This window comes from Blastococcus sp. TF02-8 (assembly GCF_003319175.1).
In the GTDB taxonomy this organism is placed as follows: Bacteria; Actinomycetota; Actinomycetes; order Mycobacteriales; family Geodermatophilaceae; genus Blastococcus.
Genome location: NZ_QOHK01000002.1, coordinates 95,804 through 115,072 on the forward strand (window position 1 = coordinate 95,804; position 19,269 = coordinate 115,072).

Genomic DNA, 19,269 nt, shown 5'->3' on the forward strand with positions numbered 1-19,269 from the left:
GCATTTCCCGGCCGATGATGTGCCCGGCGAACTATCTCGGGAATCGCGGGATGTCGACAAATGGCCATCTCTCGAGCCGCTGACCCGAACGGTCGATCACAATTGTTCCGGCACGTTTGAATTGCGTGTCGCGTGCTCGTTGGAGTGACCACAATCAGCGCTGTCACCAGGAGCGGTGGCGCAGGCCCTTCATCGTCAGGACGGTTTCCCGTGAGCACCCGTATCTCTTCTCCCGTCGCGCAGCGGCGCGCGGGCTGGTTCGCCGACCGCCCCCTGGCGGTGAAGTTCGGCATCCTCGTCGGCGTCGTCATGGTGGCGTTCGCCGGCGTCGTCACCGCGCTCCTCGTGGGCACGTCCGCGGTGAACGACGCGAGCGACGAGCTCGACCGCCTCAACCAGGCGGAGAAGCTGGTCCTCCAGCTCGACACCCGCGCCAGCGAGCTCAAGGTCGACGGCTTCAAGGCCGCCACCCGCCCCGACCCGACCGAGCAGCTCGCCGAGCTGGCCGACGACATCGCCACCCCGCAGGAGATGCTCGAGGAGCTGGGCACGATCGAGCTGCACGGGGAGTCGGCCGACACCGTCGGCGCCCTCGAGGAGGCCTACGCCGCCTACACCGACGCCATCACGGTGTACGTCAACTCGGCGATCGCCGACCAGGCCGGCGCCCGCGCCCGCTGGGAGGAGATCCAGGCGGCCAACGACCTGAGCGACGGTGCCGTCGGTGCGGCCAAGGACGCCCTGGCCGCCGAGAGCGCCATCGCCCAGAAGGAGCTGGACGACGCGATCAGCAGCGCCGAGACCCAGAGCATCACGGTCGCCGTCGCCGCCGTCCTGCTCATCCTCGCGCTGAGCCTGCTGACCATGCGCTCGATCGCCCGCCCGGTGCAGCGGGTCAAGCTGTCGCTCGACGCCCTGGCCAAGGGTGACCTGACGGTCGTCACTGGCGTGACCTCGCGGGACGAGATCGGCCAGATGGCCGGCTCCCTGGACTCGGCGCAGGCCAGCCTGCGTGCGGTGATGGCCTCGGTCGTCGCCTCGGCGGACGCGGTGGCTGCCTCCTCCGAGGAGCTGTCGGCCTCGTCGGCGCAGATCTCGGCCTCGGCGGAGGAGACCTCGGCCCAGTCCGGCGTGGTCGCCGGTGCCGCCGAGGAGGTCTCGCGCAGCGTGCAGACCGTCGCCGCCGGAGCCGAGGAGATGGGGGCGTCGATCCGCGAGATCGCCACCAACGCCGCGGAGGCCAGCCAGGTCGCCGCCCGCGCCGTGGACGCCGCGGCCACCACCACCGCCACCGTGGCCAAGCTGGGCGACTCCTCGGCCGAGATCGGCAACGTGGTCAAGGTGATCACGAGCATCGCGGAGCAGACCAACCTGCTGGCGCTGAACGCGACCATCGAGGCCGCGCGTGCTGGTGAGGCCGGTAAGGGCTTCGCGGTCGTGGCCAACGAGGTCAAGGAGCTGGCGCAGGAGACGGCGAAGGCGACCGAGGACATCGCCAAGCGGGTCCTGGCCATCCAGGGCGACACGACGGCCGCGGTGACCGCGATCGAGGAGATCAGCAGCATCGTCGCGCAGATCTCCGACCGGCAGACCACCATCGCCAGCGCGGTGGAGGAGCAGACGGCGACGACGAGCGAGATGTCGCGCTCGGTGCAGGAGGCCGCCGGCGGCACCACCCAGATCGCCGACAACATCTCCGGCGTCTCGGGTGCGGCCGATGCCACCACCCAGGCCCTGGGGCAGACCCGGGTCGCCGTCGACGAGCTCTCCCGGATGGCTGCCGACCTGCGCACCACCGTCGGGCAGTTCACCTACTGACGCGAGCCTCGCCCCGCACCACCGCACGCGGAGAAGCGCACGACCGACCGGTCGTGCGCTTCTTCGCGTTCCTGCTGTGGCGCGAGTTCCCGGTGTGAAGAAAGCAGCCTTGTCGACATTTCCGAGACGGTTATCGAACTATTCGGTCGCGCACAATGCGACACGCGTGTCGATGGGGTCGGTCCAGTGACGCTGCCCCTACTTTCCTTGGTGCACGGGAATCCCGCGACGATGGCGTCGGAGAGGAACCCGTTCCATTCCACCCCGCCCGTCACACATTTCACAGGAGTTCGTCATGACCGTTCCCAGTGCGCCCGCCCGGCGCGGCAACTGGTTCGCCGACCGCCCCGTCGGCGTCAAGCTGGGGGCGGCGATGGTTCTCCTCGGCGGCGTCGGCCTGGCCGCCGGCGGCGTGGCCGTCGACCGGATCAACAGCCTCGCCGACGCCCAGCAGGGGCTCTACGACGAGAACGTCGCGCCGATGGTGCAGCTGAACGAGGCGCAGCGGCACTTCCAGGGCGTGCGCGCCCGCGTGCTGCAGTACGCGGTCGCCGACGTCGCGACCCGCGCCGAGCTGCGCACCGAGATCGACGAGCGCTACACCAAGCTCCAGGACGTCCTCGAGGCCTACGCCCCGCACGCCAAGGACGACGCCGCCATCGTCGGACTGAAGGAGGACGCAGCCGCGTTCGTGCAGGCGTCGACGACGACCCTCTTCCCCCTCGCCGACGCCGGCAATGCCGCCGGGTTCGGTGCGCTCTACCAGGGCCAGGTCCGCGGCATCGGCGACGACGCGCTCGACGCGATCGTCGCCGAGGGTGAGGCGCAGTCGGCCTCGGCGACCACGCACGTCGACGACGACCAGGACTCTGCGAAGGCGGCCGTCTGGATCGTGCTGGTCCTCCTCGGCGTCGGCATCGTCATCTCCGGTGCGCTGGCCGTGCTGATCGTCCGCCGGCTGGTCCGCACCGTCCGCTCGGTGCAGACCTCGGTCGAGGCGCTCGCCGAGGGTGACCTGACCGTCTCCCCCGCCGCGAGCGGCAACGACGAGCTGGGCCGGATGGCTTCGGCCCTCGGCCGGGCCCAGAGCTCGCTGCGCGAGGTCATGGCCGGCGTGGCCGCCTCCGCCAGCGCTGTCGCCGCCTCCTCCGAGGAGCTCTCTGCCTCCTCGGCGCAGATCGCCGCCTCGGCCGAGGAGACCGCCGCCCAGTCCGGTGTCGTGTCCTCCGCCGCGGAGGAGGTCTCCCGCAGCGTGCAGACCGTCGCCGCGGGTGCCGAGGAGATGGGCCTGTCCATCCGGGAGATCTCGCAGAACGCCGCGGAGGCCAGCGAGGTCGCCAACCGTGCCGTGTCGGCCGCGGAGACCACCACGGCCACCGTCGCCAAGCTGGGGGAGTCCTCGGCCGAGATCGGCAACGTCGTCAAGGTCATCACCAGCATCGCCGAGCAGACGAACCTGCTCGCGCTGAACGCCACCATCGAGGCGGCGCGGGCCGGTGAGGCGGGCAAGGGGTTCGCCGTCGTCGCCAACGAGGTCAAGGAGCTGGCGCAGGAGACCGCCAAGGCCACCGAGGACATCGCGCAGCGGGTCCTGGCCATCCAGGGCGACACCACCGCGGCGGTGACCGCGATCGAGGAGATCAGCAGCATCGTCGCGCAGATCTCCGACCGCCAGACCACCATCGCCTCCGCGGTGGAGGAGCAAACCGCGACCACCAGCGAGATGTCCCGCTCGGTGCAGGAGGCCGCCGGCGGCACCACCCAGATCGCCGACAACATCAGCAGCGTCTCGACGTCGGCCGACTCCACCACGCAGGCGCTGACCCAGACCCGGACCGCCGTCGACGAGCTGTCGCGGATGGCGTCGGACCTGCGCACCACCGTGGGCCGCTTCACCTACTGACACGACCGGGGCCACCGGCCGCACACCCGCCACATCCCGAGGGCGCACGGCAATGCTGCCGTGCGCCCTCGGTCGTCGTGGAACGGGCACATGGTGGCGTCACCAACCATTCCCGGCTCATGTCGACATCCGAGGGAATGGTGGGACGACTTTCTGGGAGTTTCCTGGCAACACGCTGGCGATAGGGCCGACCGAGATCCGGTACCCCCGCATCCTTCTGGGGTCGGACGAGCACTCCCGCGGCCTCAGGTGATCCGGAGCCGCACGCCCTGGACTCCCCTCCCCCACGCACTGGAGCAACGCCATGACCGAATCCACCGGCCCAGCCCTCGCGGACGACCGCCCCACCACCTCCGTCGGGGGGCGCTCCCGACTCTCGTGGTTCCTGAACCGGTCGGTGAGGACCAAGGTGCTCAGTGCCGTGGGGGTCACCGCCGTGGTGGCCGCAGGCATCGGTGCCCTGGGCATCGCCGGCCTCAGCGAGGCTGCCAGCCAGGCCGACGAGCTCTACTCCAGCAACCTGCTGGGTGCTGTCGAGGTCGCCACCATGGACTCGATCGTCAGCGACATCCGCATCGTGACCCGTGATGCTCTCCTCGCCGAGTCGCCCGAGGCGACCCAGGAGAAGTTCGCGATCATCGACGGCTACCGCGCCGACTTCCAGCACTCGGCGGAGGCCTACGTGGCGACGGGCATGAGCCCGGACCGGCAGGCTCTGCTGGACGACGTCCTCGCCGGCATGGAGAGCTACACCGCCATGCAGGAGACGGTGCTCGGGCCACTCGCGGTGGCCTATGACATCCGGGGCTGGGTCGCAGCCAACCAGACGCAGGTGGCCCCGGTGATCACGGCGCTCTCCGAGGACCTGCAGGCTCTGCGCGACCTCGAGGAGCGCTACGCCGCCGAGGCTGCTGCCGCCGTCCGGGAGGACTACGAGTCCCAGCGGAACCTCACCGTCGTGGTCATCGTCGTCGGCATCCTCGTGGCCCTCGGCATCGGGTTCGGTGTCGCGCGGAACATCTCGGGCACCGCCCGCCGGGTGCAGGCCGTGACCGAGGCGCTGTCCCGCGGGGATCTCACGCAGGAGGTGGGTATCCGGGGTGGCTGCGAGCTCGGCCAGATGGCCGTCGCGCTGGACGAGGCCGTGGTGAGCCTCCGTGGCGTCATGGGCGCCGTCGCCTCCTCGGCGGACGCCGTGGCCGCGAGCTCGGAGGAGCTGTCGGCGTCCTCGGCGCAGATTTCGGCGTCGGCGGAGGAGACCTCGGCGCAGTCCGGTGTCGTGTCCTCCGCCGCGGAGGAGGTCTCGCGCAGCGTGCAGACCGTCGCCGCGGGTGCGGAGGAGATGGGTGCCTCGATCCGGGAGATCGCGACCAATGCGGCCGAGGCCAGCGAGGTCGCGCACCGGGCGGTCCAGGCCGCTGCGACGACGACGTCGACGGTCGCGAAGCTGGGGGAGTCCTCGGCGGAGATCGGCAACGTCGTCAAGGTCATCACCAGCATCGCCGAGCAGACCAATCTGCTGGCGCTCAACGCGACCATCGAGGCCGCGCGTGCTGGTGAGGCGGGCAAGGGCTTCGCGGTCGTGGCCAACGAGGTCAAGGAGCTGGCGCAGGAGACGGCGAAGGCGACGGAGGACATCGCGCAGCGCGTGCTGGCCATCCAGGGCGACACGACGGCCGCGGTGACCGCGATCGAGGAGATCAGCAGCATCGTCGCGCAGATCTCCGACCGGCAGACCACCATCGCCTCCGCGGTGGAGGAGCAGACCGCGACGACGAACGAGATGTCGCGGTCGGTGCAGGAGGCCGCGGGCGGCACCACCCAGATCGCGGAGAACATCACCGGCGTGGCCGGTGCCGCGGACTCGACGAACCAGGCCCTGGGGCAGACCCGCGTCGCCGTCGACGAGCTCTCCCGGATGGCCGCCGACCTGCGCACCATGGTCGGACGGTTCACCTTCTGATCCAGGAACATCCTGGGCGGACCACTGCACCGCCAGATAGAGGGCGCACGGCATCCCGCCGTGCGCCCTCGGTCGTCCATGGCGAGGACGTGGTGCCGTCACGAACTCCTGCTGGCCTTGCGTCGACAAGCGACGAACGGCACGGACAGTCGCGATTCGACACTCGGTACCGCCGCCCGCGGGGCGGCCCATCCGCTCAAGCGCGATGGAAGGGGTTCGCTCAACCAGCAGGAGTGACAGGGGCGATGCCAGGTGTGCACAAAGCCCAGACGTGCTTGCGCCCCGCCCGGCGCGCCCAGCCATGGGCAGAGGTCAGCGCTGCGACAAGCCCGAGACCGAGACCACCTCTCGATGGATCGCGATCGACGGCTGGGGCCGGCGGAGACGCGACAGCAGCGTCGCACACGTCGATCAACAAGCCGCCGGGACCGGCGACTACTCGAGCGCTCACCGGACGACCGCCGTGGCGGATGCCATTGGAGGCCAACTCGTCGAACGCCAACAGGAACGTCTCCTGGACGTCGGCGTCTTGGACAGGGTCGAGCCCCCTCAGAGCAAGAAGGGCGCGAAGCTCAGCGCGTACAGCCGGCAACTGACCAGTGCTCAGCAACTCCCAGGACCAGATGATGCCTTCGACGTCGGGGGGCGGCTGCTGCGCCCAGAACTGATCGCTCACGCGGCCTTCTGTCTCTCGAGTGCGATCCCGACTACCCCGGGTCGAGATCCTTATGTGTCCGACTCCCCTTTTGTCAGTGACTCGGTGCCTCGCCCGCCACGATCGGGCTGTCGCCAGGTCCTGCAGCGGCACAACGGGACGTGCCGATCTCGACGCCGTCAGCTCGAGGGCAAGTGGCTAGGAGCTCGCCAGGCAGCTGAGACGGTGAGGGACACTACGGGGCGCCGTCACTCTGTCTCGGGCGGAACGACGTCGAAGATGGTGGAGAGGCCGGTCAACTCGAACACCCGGAGCACCGTGCGGGGTGCTCCGCGCACGAGGGGCCGCTCACCGCCGTCGCGCATGCGCTGGGTCATCCCCAAGACCAGGCGTAGACCGGTCGAGCTGAAAAAGGTGACTTGGGAGCAGTCCACCGCGACGACCCCTCCGTCTGCGCTGGGGTCCCGGTGATCCTCGTACGCCATCACGGTGGCGATGTCGATCTCGCCCGCGAGATGGAGAACAGGGCCACCGTCCTCCATGACCAACGTGATGCGTCCCGGCGCATCGGGCGACGCTGATCGAGGGGGCACGACACCTCTCCAGGTGGGAACGGCCAGTGGGCCGCGACCGCTGTCGGCCGCCGCGTCAGGGTACTTGACGATGGGTTGCGTGCAACCGGACGGGTACCGGCTAGTCGACCTAGTGTCGGGAGCATGTCCGAGCAGTATTTCGGCGTCGACCCGCCGCTCGCGCGCCTCCTCCTGCTCGCCAGCCGCTGGTTCGATGCCGTGTCCCGAGAGCAGCTGGCGCGGCTGGGCTGGCCCCGGTTGAGTGCAGGCCAGACGCTGTTCTTCGCGCACCTCCTTCCCGATGGGGTCTCGGTAGCGGAGCTGGCTCGACGACTCGGGAACAGCCGGCAGGCCACGCATCAGATGGTTCGAGGGCTGGTGGACCTCGGCTTCCTCCGGGTGGAGGACGACCCGTCCCGGCGCGGCGGGCGCCTGGTGTTCCTGGCCCCTCGAGGCCACGACTTGTTCTCCGACTCGGTCAAGGTGCTCGGCGACATCGAGAACACGTTGGAGCCACGGCACGTCCAGGCGCTCCGGGGAGCGCTGCAGAGCTTGCGACTCGAATAGTCGGAGCCTGCGTCCAGGCGGTCGCCCCTGGGAGATGCGCTGCGTCACCCGGTGTGAGGACTCAACGGAACGAGATCGCTCTGATGCTCAAGATTCCTCGTGCGCAATTCGATGGAAGGCAGGTACCGGCATGGAGGGGGTGAGCACATGGCACGGCAGAGACGGCGCGGAACTGCGGATCGGACGCCTCGTCGGCACCCTGTGGTCCCGTCAGAGCTGCGTCGGACAGTTCTGCGCGAAGCCTCGATCGTGGCCGTCTTCACCGGGCTCATCGCCGTGGGCAGTGTCGTGTGGGATCTCCCTCGCGACGTCGCGGCGTGGGCTGACAGAGGGCTGCCGCTCGATGACATCGTGTTCGTCCTGGCCGCGTCGCACCTGCTGATGATGGGGTTCGGTGCCCGCAGGGGGATTCAGCTGAAGCGAGAAGCGGCGGGCAGGCTGGCCGCGGAGGCGGCGGTGTCCAGCCATGCAGACCGCGATGCACTGACCGGCCTCGCGAGCCTCTCCGCGTGCCTCGTGGCGGTCGCTCGCGATCACGAGCGTCGGACCCCGAGCGACACCGCAGCGGCTGTCATGGTGGACATCGACCGGTTCGCGGCGGTCAACGACACCATGGGCCATGAGGCCGGTGATGCGCTGCTCGTCGAGGTCGCCCGGCGTCTGGTCGATACAGCCCCGGAGGGGATCGTCGCCGCGCGCAGCGGGAGCGACGTGTTCATCGCATTCTTCCCTGCCGATCGGGTCGAGGAGGCCGCAGGCGTCGCGGCCGCTCTCCGCGCCGCCCTCTGCGAGCCCTATGTGATCAACGGTGAGGCTCTGGACGTCGACGTGAGCATCGGTATCGCGTATGGGTACGGGCCCCAACCCACCGATCTCCTGCGTCGGGCCGATGCTGCGCGCATGCTCGCCAAGCAGCAGTCCGCCGGCATCGCGGTGCACGATCCGCGGACCGACACCTTCGATCCGCAAGCCCTTGCCCTCCATGCTGATCTCCGCCGCGCCGTGCGCGACGGCGGGTTGTCGGTCCACTACCAGCCGAAGGTTCGGCTGGTCGACGGGCAGGTGACCGGCTTCGAGGCGCTGATTCGATGGCATCACCCGCAGCGAGGGCCGCTGGCGCCCGGCCAGTTCATCCCGCTGGCCGAGCAGACGGCGATCATCGGTCCGCTCACCGATGCCGTGCTGGAACGGGCACTTCTGGACTGTCGGCGCTGGCACGATGCGGGGCGGCACTACACCGTCGCAGTCAATGTCTCGCCGCGGCTCCTGCAGGACGAGGACTTCCCGGGCCGGCTCGCGTCGCTGCTGCGCGAGCATGACGTGCACCCTCACTGGCTGGAGCTCGAGATCACCGAGACGGCAGCCCTGGACGAGCACGGGCGGGCGCTCGTGGTGCTCGATCAACTGCGCCTGCTCGGAGTCCAGTTGTCGGTCGATGACTTCGGGACCGGGCATGCGTCGCTGACGCATCTGATCCAACTGCCGATCACCTGCCTGAAGATCGACCGTTCGTTCGTCGCCAGGATGGACGCGGATCCTGCGAATCGAGCCATCGTGCGGCACACGATCCGGTTGGCTCATGCTCTGGGCCTCACTGCGGTGGCCGAAGGAGTCGAGGACCAGCAGCAGTGGAAGCAGTTGCAGGAGTGGGGCTGCGACCTCGCTCAAGGCTACTGGCTCGGCAAGGCTGTGCCGGCCGAGCAGCTGCCTGGCCAGGTGCGGGACATCGAGCGGCGGTGCGCTCCGCGGTCGCAGCGTCCGGGGCTCTTGTCCCGAGTCATCGCGTAGCGGCAGACGGACGCGTGCCGCTCAGGGGACCGGGGGCTCCTCCGACACCGTCTCGGGCAGCCGCTTCGGCCCCGCCTCAGCAGGACGCGGTCGGTCCTGCCGGTGCAGGCGGACGGCGATGAGCGCGACGTCATCGTCGGGTCGGTCCTGGACGAGGCGCTCGATGAGCTGATCGCACAGCTCTTGCAGGGGCAGGTGTGCCAGGACGGCGAGCTCTTCCTTCAGGCGGTCGAGTCCGGCATCGAGGTCGCTGTCGCGGCGCTCGACGAGTCCGTCGGTGTACAGCAGCACCGTTGCCTCGCGCCCCAAGGTCGCGACGGCTTCCGTGCGCTCGCTCTCGTGATCGACACCCAGTAGGAGCTCCGGGCGCCCGGTCGCCAGCTCGGCGATGGTGCCATCGCTGTCGATGAGCAGCGGCGGTAGATGGCCCGCGTTCGACCAGCGAAGCCTCGTGACGCCGCGGAGCCGCTCTTCCATGGTCTGCTCGAGCCTGGCCACGACGCCGGTGGCCATGGTGCGCATGTCGAGCAGCGACATGGAGCGGTCGAGACGCGAAAGCATTCCGGCCGGTCCGATGTCGTTGCTGGTGGCGATGCCGCGGAGGAGGCCGCGGAGCTGGCCCATCGTGGCCGCAGCGGCGATGTCGTGTCCGGCGACGTCGCCGATGACCAGCACCGTCGCGCCGTCGGCTTGGAGGAAGGCGTCGTACCAATCGCCACCCACGGCGGAGGACTCGGCAGCGGGCAGGTAACGCACGACCACTTCGGAGTGGTCGGGCTCCGGTGGCGCCGTGAGCAAGCTGCGCTGCAAAGCCTCGGCGACCACGCGCTGCTGTCGATACAGGCGAGCGTTGTCCAGCGCCAGGCCGGCGCGACCGGCCACCTCGGCGGCTGTCGCCAGATCTGCAGGTGAGACGGGGCCGCGGTCGGCTCCGTTGAAGAGCGTGAGCAGACCGACGGTGCGGTCCCGGCCCGGCAGCGGGATCACGACGAACGCTTCGGGCGCCAGCTGGGCTATGAGGTCCCGGGCCGTCCCAGGGTGGAGCACACCCTGTATGGCCTGCGTGGCGCCGCTCTCGAGGAGGATGCGTCTGCCCGTCGCCAGTGATCGCATGAGGAAGGACTCGTCGCTCAGCGCCGGAATCCGAGCGGCGGCGTACTGACCCAGGACGGTCTGCATGGCCTCGTCACGATGCCACCAGCCGACGTCGCGGGCATTCCGTCGGGCCCCGCCCGGCTCTCCCTCGTCGACCAGCGTGACGAGGCACCAGTCCGCGAGTTCCGGTACCACCAGCTTTGCCAGTCGCGCAACGGCGAGCTCGGCCTGCATGGTGCCGGCGAGCTGATCGGTCACGGCACTCAGCAGCTCCACCCGGTCCTGCTGACGACGGCGTGCGGTGATGTCCGAGAAGTACACCGCCAGACCATCGGGTCCCGGCCAAGCGAGGACCTCGTACCAGGCGTCCAGCGGCGGCGGGTAGTACGCCTCGAAGGTGACGGTCTCCCCCGACTCCAGGGCGTGTCGGTAATGGGTCTCGAACGGGCTGCCCACCGCGGCGGGGAACTGTTCCCAGAGGTCCTTGCCGATGAGATCGACCTCGACCGCTTCCAACAGCCGCTGGGCGTGCGCGTTGACGTAGGTGAATCGCCATGTCGGGTCGACGGAGAAGAAGGCCGCCGGCATCGTTTCCAGCACACGCGCGACGCCTTGCTCGGCTTCGTGCCGACTCGTCACGTCCGTCGCTGCGCCCAGGAGGCGCACGGCGACACCCTGGGGGTCGCACAGAGTGCGCCCCCGGGCCGAGATCCACCTCATGTCCCCGGAGGGCAGACACACCCGGTAGAGCGACTCGAACTCCCCGCAGGAATCGATCGCCGCCGTCAGTGCGTGAGTCACGCGCTCCGTGTCATCCGGGTGCAGGCGAGCGTTGAAGTCGTCGATGGTGCGCGCGAACGAGGCAGGTTCATAGCCGAACATGGCGATGAGGCGGTCGTCCCAGTCGAGAGCCCCCGTCACCAAGTTCCAGTCGAACGTGCCGATGCCGGCCGCGTCGATGGCGAGCTCGGCGCGTAGGCGCTCCGTCTCGTGGGCGTCGAGAATCAGCGGATCGCCGTACTCGTTCACCGCTCCCCCTTCGTTCCGGAGCCCGTGACATCCGGCCTGTCGCGAATGCAACACGAGGAAGGGGCGCCGGCCGCAGATCGTAGCCGCTCTGTCAGGGAGCCTGACACGTCTGCAGAGGCTCGCCCGCCGTCCGCGGCCGCCGTGCGGATGCGGCCGTCGGTCGGCGGCCGGATCGGCGCAGGCCTCGATCTCCTCCTCCGGTGCCCGGCAGAAGGTCATGTCGACAGCTGCGAGACGGTCACCTGACGAATTCCGCGGAGCGCTCCGACACCTCCCCATTACGAGACAGAAACGCAAGATTTTCTCCTACCGTCGTGTTGCTACCGCACCGCGACCACATCGACGTGGCCTCGGACCGCCGGTACTCCTCCCAGTTCCTCGCGTCTCCTGGAGCACGACCATGCGCACCACCCGCACTTCCCCTGCGTCGGGCACGACCCCCTCGGCCGGCCGCTCGTTCTGGTGGGGCGACCGTGGCGTCAGCACGAAGATCCTCACCGCCGTGGGCGCCGCGGGAGCGGTCGCCGCGACCATCGGCGTCATGGGCATCACGACGCTCGGGGACTCGGCGGAGACCAGTCAGGGGCTGTACGACAGCAACATCGCGGGGATCTCGGCGGCCAACGAGATGTCGCTGAAGCTCGCCGACAGCCGGCGCCTGATCCGCGACGTGTCGCTCAACCCGGACGACGCCCAGTCCGCCCAGCTCCTGGCACAGATGCCGGCCATCGGCGATGACTTCCATGCCGCCGCCGACGCTTACGCGGCCGCCGGTCCGACCAAGGACAGGCAGGCGCTGGTCGACGAGGCGGTGACCACGTTCGACGACTATCTGCAGATCAACGAGCAGGTGGTGGGCCCGCTCGCGGTCGGCGACGACACCACGGTCTTCTACGCGGCTCTGCAGAACCAGGCCGTCCCTCTCGGCTCGCGGGTCGACGAATTGCTGACCCAGGTGCGTGAGCTGGAGAACGAGGATGCCCTGAACGACGCCGTCGCCGCTCAGAACGCGTACGAGTCCAACCGGACCCTCGCGATCGTGCTGCTGGTCGGCGGGCTGGCGCTGGCGTTCGGTGTCGGCCTGTTCGTCGCCCGGGGCATCGCGCGGGGCGTCGGTCGAGTGCAGCGCGTCGCCGAGGGGCTGTCCGCCGGCGACCTCACCCGCACCGCCGGCCTGACCACCAACGACGAGCTCGGTCGCATGGGCAAGGCGCTGGACGCCGCCGTGACGGACCTGCGGGGCCTGATGGCCACCGTCGTGTCGTCGGCCGACGCCGTCGCCGCGTCCTCCGAGGAGCTCTCCGCCTCGTCCGCGCAGATCTCGGCGTCGGCCGAGGAGACCTCGGCGCAGTCCGGCGTGGTGTCCGGTGCCGCCGAGGAGGTCTCGCGCAGCGTGCAGACCGTCGCCGCGGGCGCGGAGGAGATGGGTGCCTCGATCCGGGAGATTGCGACCAACGCCGCCGAGGCCAGCGACGTCGCCGCGCGCGCCGTCACCGCCGCCGCCAGCACCACCGAGACCATCGCCAAGCTGGGCGATTCCTCGGCCGAGATCGGCAATGTCGTCAAGGTGATCACCTCCATCGCCGAGCAGACCAACCTGCTGGCGCTGAACGCCACCATCGAGGCGGCGCGGGCCGGGGAGGCCGGCAAGGGCTTCGCGGTCGTGGCCAACGAGGTCAAGGAGCTGGCGCAGGAGACGGCGAAGGCCACCGAGGACATCGCCCGCCGGGTCGAGGCGATCCAGAAGGACACCGGGGCCGCGGTCGGTGCCATCGAGGAGATCTCGGCGATCGTCGCGCAGATCTCCGACCGGCAGACCACCATCGCCAGCGCGGTGGAGGAGCAGACGGCGACCACCAACGAGATGTCCCGGTCGGTGCAGGAGGCCGCCAGCGGCTCCACGCAGATCGCCGAGAACATCACCGGCGTGTCCACCGCGGCCGACTCGACCACGCAGGCGCTGACCCAGACCCGCACCGCCGTGGACGAGCTGTCGCGGATGGCCGCCGACCTGCGCACCACCGTCGGTCGGTTCACCTACTGACAGGACCCTGCTCCCCTCCCCCTGGCAGGCCCGGGCTGAGCCCTCACGGGGCCGTCCGGTGGACGCCGGTGGTGACCGCTTAGGTCATCACCGGCGTTCGTCGTTCTCGGGGTGGTCCGGCAGGAAGGCGCCGAGTCGACTCGATGCGTCCGGTGACAGGACGATCTGCGCCGTGTCAGCGACACGCGGTCATTCCGATACCTTTCCGCCCTTTTCGGACCTACCGTTTTCCGCACACACCCGGCCGCGACGTCCGCCGCCGAGAGGTGACCCGGCCGGTGTGCCACTTCCCCCGGCCGGTGCGGATCCCCCAGTGACACCCCCCCCTCCGGAGAACCGAGATGACCGACGTGCTGCCGCAGAAGAAGAAGGCCGGATGGTTCGCCAACCGGTCCATCCCCGCCAAGTTCGGGCTGATGACCGGCGCTGTCGTGGTCACCTTCGGCGCGCTGTCGGCCAGCACCTTCAGCGCCAACGCGGAGGTGCTGCGGCTCTGCGAGGAGGTGCACGGTTACGTCGCTGCTCGCGCCGACGTCCTGCAGTTGGACACCCGTGCCAGCGAGCTCAAGGTCGACGGCCTCGCTGCCCTGGTCTCCGACGACCCGGCGGCGGAGCTGGCAGCCCTCCAGGAGGACGTCGCGACGACGCGGGAGCTCCTCGCCCGCCTGGACGCGGCCGCGGTCAGCGGCGACGCGGCCGAGGCGGTCCAGGCGATGGAGTCCGGCTACGCGCCCTACATGGACGCCGTGACCGCGTTCGTCCAGCAGGCGGTGGCAGACCCGGCCGCGGCCCGCGCGCGGTGGACCGACGTGCTCGACGCCAACCAGCTCACCGACGCGGTCGTCGCGGACGCGACCACGACCATCGTCGCCGCCGAGGAGCGGATCGAGCAGGAGCAGGAGGACGCGGTTCGCCGCGCCGAGCTGCTCAGCGTGCTGCTCGTCGCGATCGGGACCGTGGTCGTCGTGGGCATCTGCTGGGCCACCGCCCGGGCGCTGACCCGCCCGCTGGCCCGGGTGCGTGCCTCGCTCCTGGCGATGGCGACCGGAGACCTGACGGTGGCGGCCGACGTGCGCTCCACCGAGGAAGTGGGTCGGATGGCCGCAGCACTCGAGCACGCCCAGGCCGGCCTGCGAGAGGTCCTCGCCTCGGTCGTGACGTCGGCGGACGCCGTGGCGGCCAGCAGCGAGGAGCTCTCGGCGTCGTCGGCGCAGATCGCGGCCTCGGCCGAGGAGACCTCGACGCAGTCCGGTGTGGTGGCCGGGGCCGCCGAGGAGGTCTCCCGGAGCGTCGAGACCGTCGCCGCGGGTGCCGAGGAGATGGGGGCCTCGATCCGGGAGATCTCGCAGAACGCCACGGAAGCCAGCCAGGTGGCGGCCCGCGCGGTCGCCGCCGCGGAGACGACGACGGCGACGGTTGCCAAGCTGGGCGAGTCCTCGGCCGAGATCGGCAACGTCGTCAAGGTGATCACGAGCATCGCCGAGCAGACCAACCTGCTGGCGCTGAACGCGACCATCGAGGCGGCGCGGGCCGGCGAGGCGGGCAAGGGCTTCGCGGTCGTGGCCAACGAGGTCAAGGAGCTGGCGCAGGAGACGGCGAAGGCGACCGAGGACATCGTCCGCCGGGTCGAGGCGATCCAGGGCGACACGACTGCCGCTGTGTCGGCGATCGAGGAGATCTCGACGATCGTCGCGCAGATCTCCGACCGGCAGACCACCATCGCCAGCGCGGTCGAGGAGCAGACCGCGACGACGAGCGAGATGTCCCGGTCGGTCCAGGAGGCCGCGAGCGGCACCGGACAGATCGCCGAGAACATCTCCGGGGTCTCGGGTGCCGCGGACGCGACCACGCAGGCGCTGACCCAGACGCGCACCGCCGTCGACGAGCTCTCCCGGATGGCCGCCGACCTGCGCACCACCGTCGGTCGGTTCACCTACTGACAGGACCCTGCTCCCCTCCCGCCGGACGCCGGTGGTGACCTCCTCGGTCGCCACCGGCGTCCGCCGTTCTGCGGCAGGACATCGGGAATGGCGTGTCGACACGGCCCGAGGGTCACCGAACAATGGTTGTCGACTTGTGCATTTCGATTCCAAATCGTTGTAGTGGGTAAAGTGCGACGCGCCGGGAAATGAACGCGAATGGTTCTTGCGGGCCCTAGCTTCTTCCTCGACTCGCCCCACTCGAAGAACGGACAACTCCCGTGGCACAACCCGCTCGGCGCGCGATCGGCTCGATGTCGGTCTCGGGCAAGATCCTCGCCTCCGTCGCCGTGGCGGTCACCGCCGGAGTGGCGGTCGGAACCGTCGGTGTCGTCTCCCTGAACGAGGCCGCCGACAAGGCCGCGACCAGCTACCGGCAGAGCACCCAGGCGCTCGAGCAGGTCGAGGAGATGCGCGCGCAGCTGCTGAGCATCCAGCTCAACCAGACGGCCGGACTGCTCTCGAACACCAGCGCCGAGAACCGCAAGGCGTGGGCCGACGGTGCCGCGGCCGCCGCCGAGGCCTTCGGCGTCGCGGGCGAGCAGTACCTGAAGACCGCGCCCACCGCCGCGCAGCGCGGCCTGGCCGAGAAGTCCCTGGCCGACTACGCGTCGTGGACCGAGACCTACGCAGTCACGACCAAGGCATTCGCCGCCGGTGACCTGGCGACGGCCGGCGTCAAGTACGCCGAGTCGACCAAGATCATGGCGGCGCTGACCGCGGAGATCGGCGAGCTCGTCAAGTCCGAGAACGTCGAGGCCCGCACCACCGCGGCCGAGGTCGGCAAGACCAGCGACGACGCGCGGACGCTGCTGGTCGCGGTGCTGGCGATCGGCTCGGCCATCGCCCTCGGAGTGGGCTACCTCGTCGCCCGTGGCATCCGCCGGCGGCTGCTCAAGGTGCAGGACGTCATCCAGGGCCTGGCCGAGGGTGACCTGACCCGGACGACCGGCATCGAGCAGCGCGACGAGATCGGTGGCATGGCCGCGGCCCTCGACGTCGCGCAGGAGAGCCTGCGCGAGGTGATGGCCTCCGTGGTGGCCTCGGCCGACGCGGTCGCCGCCTCCTCCCAGCAGCTGTCGGCCAACTCGGCCCAGATCTCCGCCTCGGCGGAGGAGACCTCGACCCAGTCCGGCGTGGTCGCCGGCGCCGCCGAGGAGGTCTCGCGCAACGTGCAGACCGTCGCCGCGGGCGCCGAGCAGATGGGTGCCTCCATCCGGGAGATCGCCAGCAACGCCGCCGAGGCCAGCGACGTCGCCGCGCGGGCCGTGACCGCGGCCGAGACGACGACGGCCACCGTCGCCAAGCTCGGGGAGTCCTCGGCCGAGATCGGCAACGTCGTCAAGGTCATCACCAGCATCGCCGAGCAGACCAACCTGCTGGCGCTGAACGCCACCATCGAGGCCGCCCGCGCCGGTGAGGCGGGCAAGGGCTTCGCGGTCGTGGCCAACGAGGTCAAGGAGCTGGCCCAGGAGACCGCCAAGGCCACGGAGGACATCGCGCAGCGGGTCCTCGCCATCCAGGGCGACACGAGCGCCGCCGTGACCGCCATCGAGGAGATCAGCAGCATCGTCGCGCAGATCTCCGACCGCCAGACCACCATCGCCTCCGCGGTGGAGGAGCAGACCGCGACCACCAACGAGATGTCCCGCTCGGTCCAGGAGGCCGCCGGCGGCACCGGCCAGATCGCCGCCAACATCTCGAACGTCTCCGGCGCCGCCGACGCGACCAACCAGGCGCTGGGCCAGACCCGCGTGGCCGTCGACGAGCTCTCCCGGATGGCCGCCGACCTGCGCGGCGCGGTCGGGAGGTTCACCTTCTAGGACAACCGGTCCGCTAGAACAACCCTGTCCGGCAGACGCCGGTGGTCCCCGGATATCGGGGGCCACCGGCGTCCGTCGTCTTCGGAGGCCGGGAGAAATGGCTCGTGTCGACATGGGAAATGCGGTCACCGACCTTTCTCGACCGGCCCGTCCGACACGCACGGAACGGCTTCGGACACCACGTCACCCCCTTTATCGTTCGGTCACCGGTCGCGCCGTTCGCGCACCGTTCCCCGGGGCTGCCGCGCATCCGTCGCGCGCATCCACCACATCGTCTGGAGTTCCTCCCGTGAGCACTGCCCGCACCTCCTCGAGCCCGAAGGTCGCCCGGACCGGCCTCCGGCGCCTGGGCGACGTCCGCATCGGCCGGCGACTGGGCCTGGCCTTCGGCGCCGTCGGCAGCCTCGTGCTGGTCAGCGCCGCCGCAGGCCTCATGGCCGTCGCCGAGCAGCAGGACCTGGCCGAGCAGCTGGAGAAGACCGGCGCCGTCCTCCAGATGGCGGAGACCGCCCGCTTCCAGATCGCCGACGCCACCGGGTGGCAGGGGCTCGTCCTCGCGGACACGGCCGCCTACGGCCCCGCTGCGGCGCTCGGGCCGGACGCCTACAACCGCTCGGGGATGCTCGAGGCCAAGGACGCGATCTACGCGTGGCTCGACGGGGCCGACACCTCGGGCATGGACGCCGACGAGAAGGACGCCTTCGACAAGCTGGAGCCCGCCTGGGACAACTGGTGGAACTGGGACGCGCAGGTCGTCAACTGGATCTCCACCGGCGGGGACGCCGGCTACCGCACCGCGCTGGAGAGCATCAACGGCGGTGACGCAGGCGCCGGCTACGGCATCGTCCTCGGTCTCGCCGACCAGATCCAGCAGTCGGCCACCGACCGGATGGCAGACCTCGGCGCACAGCAGCGCGACGCCCGCGAGCGCGCCACTCTGATCCTCTCCGTGGTCGGTGGGCTGGCCGTGCTGCTCGCGGTGATCGCCTCGGTCGCCGCGGCCCGTTCCATCGTGCGGCCGCTCCGCCGGGTGCAGGCCTCGCTGGAGGCCGTCGCCGGGGGCGATCTGACCCGCACGGCCGACGTCACCTCCCGGGACGAGGTCGGCCAGATGGCCGCTTCACTGGCCACGGCCCAGGAGAGCCTGCGCCGGCTGGTCAGCTCCGTCGTCGCCTCGGCGGACGCCGTGGCCGCGAGCAGTGAGGAGCTGTCGGCGTCGTCGGCGCAGATCGCGGCCTCGGCCGAGGAGACCTCGGCCCAGTCCGGCGTGGTCGCCGGTGCCGCTGAGGAGGTCTCCCGCAGCGTGCAGACCGTCGCCGCCGGAGCCGAGGAGATGGGTGCCTCGATCCGGGAGATCTCGCAGAACGCGGCGGAGGCCAGCCAGGTCGCCACGCGGGCCGTCTCGGCGGCGGAGACGACGACGGCGACGGTGGCCAAGCTGGGGGAGTCCTCGGCGGAGATCGGCAACGTGGTCAAGGTGATCACGAGCATCGCGGAGCAGACGAACCTGCTGGCGCTGAACGCCACGATCGAGGCGGCGCGTGCTGGTGAGGCGGGCAAGGGGTTCGCGGTCGTGGCCAACGAGGTCAAGGAGCTGGCGCAGGAGACGGCGAAGGCGACCGAGGACATCGTCCGCCGGGTCGAGGCGATCCAGGGCGACACGACCGCGGCGGTGGCCGCGATCGAGGAGATCAGCAGCATCGTCGCGCAGATCTCCGACCGGCAGACCACCATCGCCAGCGCGGTGGAGGAGCAGACGGCGACCACCAGCGAGATGTCGCGGTCGGTGCAGGAGGCCGCCGGTGGCGCCGGGCAGATCGCCGACAACATCGGCAGCGTGTCGACCGCCGCGGAGTCGACGACCCAGTCGCTGACCCAGACCCGGACCGCCGTCGACGAGCTGTCGCGGATGGCGGCGGGTCTGCGCTCCGAGGTCGGTCGCTTCACGTACTGACCCGGCCACATTTCCGGCGCCGGTGGTCGGTTGTGGGCGATGGACTGCCGATAACCACGGAGACGGCGCGGGCCGACGG

12 protein-coding genes are annotated in these 19,269 nt (G+C 70.3%); 9 read left to right on the plus strand and 3 right to left on the minus strand.

The features are described from left to right. Positions 1-210: 210 nt before the first annotated feature. The 3 genes from DQ237_RS04540 to DQ237_RS04550 all read left to right on the plus strand — a co-directional run bounded on the left by DQ237_RS04540 (position 211) and on the right by DQ237_RS04550 (position 5,684). Positions 211-1,818, plus strand: coding sequence for a methyl-accepting chemotaxis protein (locus DQ237_RS04540; RefSeq protein ID WP_113797641.1), 1,608 nt, complete (start codon positions 211-213; stop codon positions 1,816-1,818). A gap of 295 nt (positions 1,819-2,113) precedes the next feature. Beyond that, positions 2,114-3,721 (plus strand): methyl-accepting chemotaxis protein, encoded by a 1,608-nt coding sequence (locus DQ237_RS04545; protein WP_113797643.1) that lies wholly within the window; start codon positions 2,114-2,116, stop codon positions 3,719-3,721. Positions 3,722-4,118: 397 nt separating this feature from the next. After that, the gene (locus DQ237_RS04550) at positions 4,119-5,684 is read left to right on the plus strand and encodes a methyl-accepting chemotaxis protein (RefSeq protein ID WP_369832198.1); all 1,566 of its coding nucleotides are present in this window, start codon (positions 4,119-4,121) and stop codon (positions 5,682-5,684) included. Positions 5,685-5,904: 220 nt separating this feature from the next. Here DQ237_RS04550 and DQ237_RS04555 read toward each other — a convergent pair whose 3' ends face one another. Together DQ237_RS04555 and DQ237_RS19600 are read right to left on the minus strand one after the other, a co-directional pair. Further along, entirely contained in the window at positions 5,905-6,360 is a 456-nt protein-coding gene (locus DQ237_RS04555) for an ATP-binding protein (RefSeq protein ID WP_113797647.1), read from the minus strand. 227 nt (positions 6,361-6,587) lie between these two features. Next, a complete protein-coding gene (locus tag DQ237_RS19600) occupies positions 6,588-6,881 on the minus strand; it encodes an STAS domain-containing protein (RefSeq protein ID WP_166509495.1) in 294 nt (97 codons plus the stop codon). A 174-nt stretch (positions 6,882-7,055) separates the two neighbouring features. Between DQ237_RS19600 and DQ237_RS04565 the strand changes: the two genes are divergently transcribed. Further along, positions 7,056-7,478, plus strand: a complete 423-nt coding sequence (locus DQ237_RS04565; RefSeq protein WP_113797649.1) for a MarR family winged helix-turn-helix transcriptional regulator — start codon at positions 7,056-7,058, stop codon at positions 7,476-7,478. 249 nt (positions 7,479-7,727) lie between these two features. Then, positions 7,728-9,266: a bifunctional diguanylate cyclase/phosphodiesterase gene (locus DQ237_RS04570; protein ID WP_166509496.1), complete on the plus strand. Its 1,539-nt coding sequence runs from the start codon at positions 7,728-7,730 to the stop codon at positions 9,264-9,266. A gap of 21 nt (positions 9,267-9,287) precedes the next feature. On the opposite strand, the gene DQ237_RS04575 is transcribed toward DQ237_RS04570, so the two are convergent. Beyond that, complete coding sequence (locus tag DQ237_RS04575; protein WP_113797653.1) at positions 9,288-11,390, minus strand: SpoIIE family protein phosphatase; 2,103 nt, start codon at positions 11,388-11,390, stop codon at positions 9,288-9,290. 400 nt (positions 11,391-11,790) lie between these two features. On the opposite strand from DQ237_RS04575, the gene DQ237_RS04580 reads away from it, so the two are divergent. The 4 genes from DQ237_RS04580 (at position 11,791) to DQ237_RS04595 (ending at position 19,190) form a co-directional block, all read left to right on the plus strand. Next, a complete protein-coding gene (locus DQ237_RS04580; protein WP_113797655.1) occupies positions 11,791-13,434 on the plus strand; it encodes a methyl-accepting chemotaxis protein in 1,644 nt (547 codons plus the stop codon). 341 nt (positions 13,435-13,775) lie between these two features. Further along, positions 13,776-15,374, plus strand: a complete 1,599-nt coding sequence (locus tag DQ237_RS04585; RefSeq protein WP_113797656.1) for a methyl-accepting chemotaxis protein — start codon at positions 13,776-13,778, stop codon at positions 15,372-15,374. A 260-nt stretch (positions 15,375-15,634) separates the two neighbouring features. Next, positions 15,635-17,236, plus strand: coding sequence for a methyl-accepting chemotaxis protein (locus tag DQ237_RS04590; RefSeq protein ID WP_240619411.1), 1,602 nt, complete (start codon positions 15,635-15,637; stop codon positions 17,234-17,236). A 289-nt stretch (positions 17,237-17,525) separates the two neighbouring features. Then, the gene (locus tag DQ237_RS04595) at positions 17,526-19,190 is read left to right on the plus strand and encodes a methyl-accepting chemotaxis protein (protein ID WP_240619412.1); all 1,665 of its coding nucleotides are present in this window, start codon (positions 17,526-17,528) and stop codon (positions 19,188-19,190) included. The last annotated feature ends 79 nt before the right edge of the window (positions 19,191-19,269 follow it).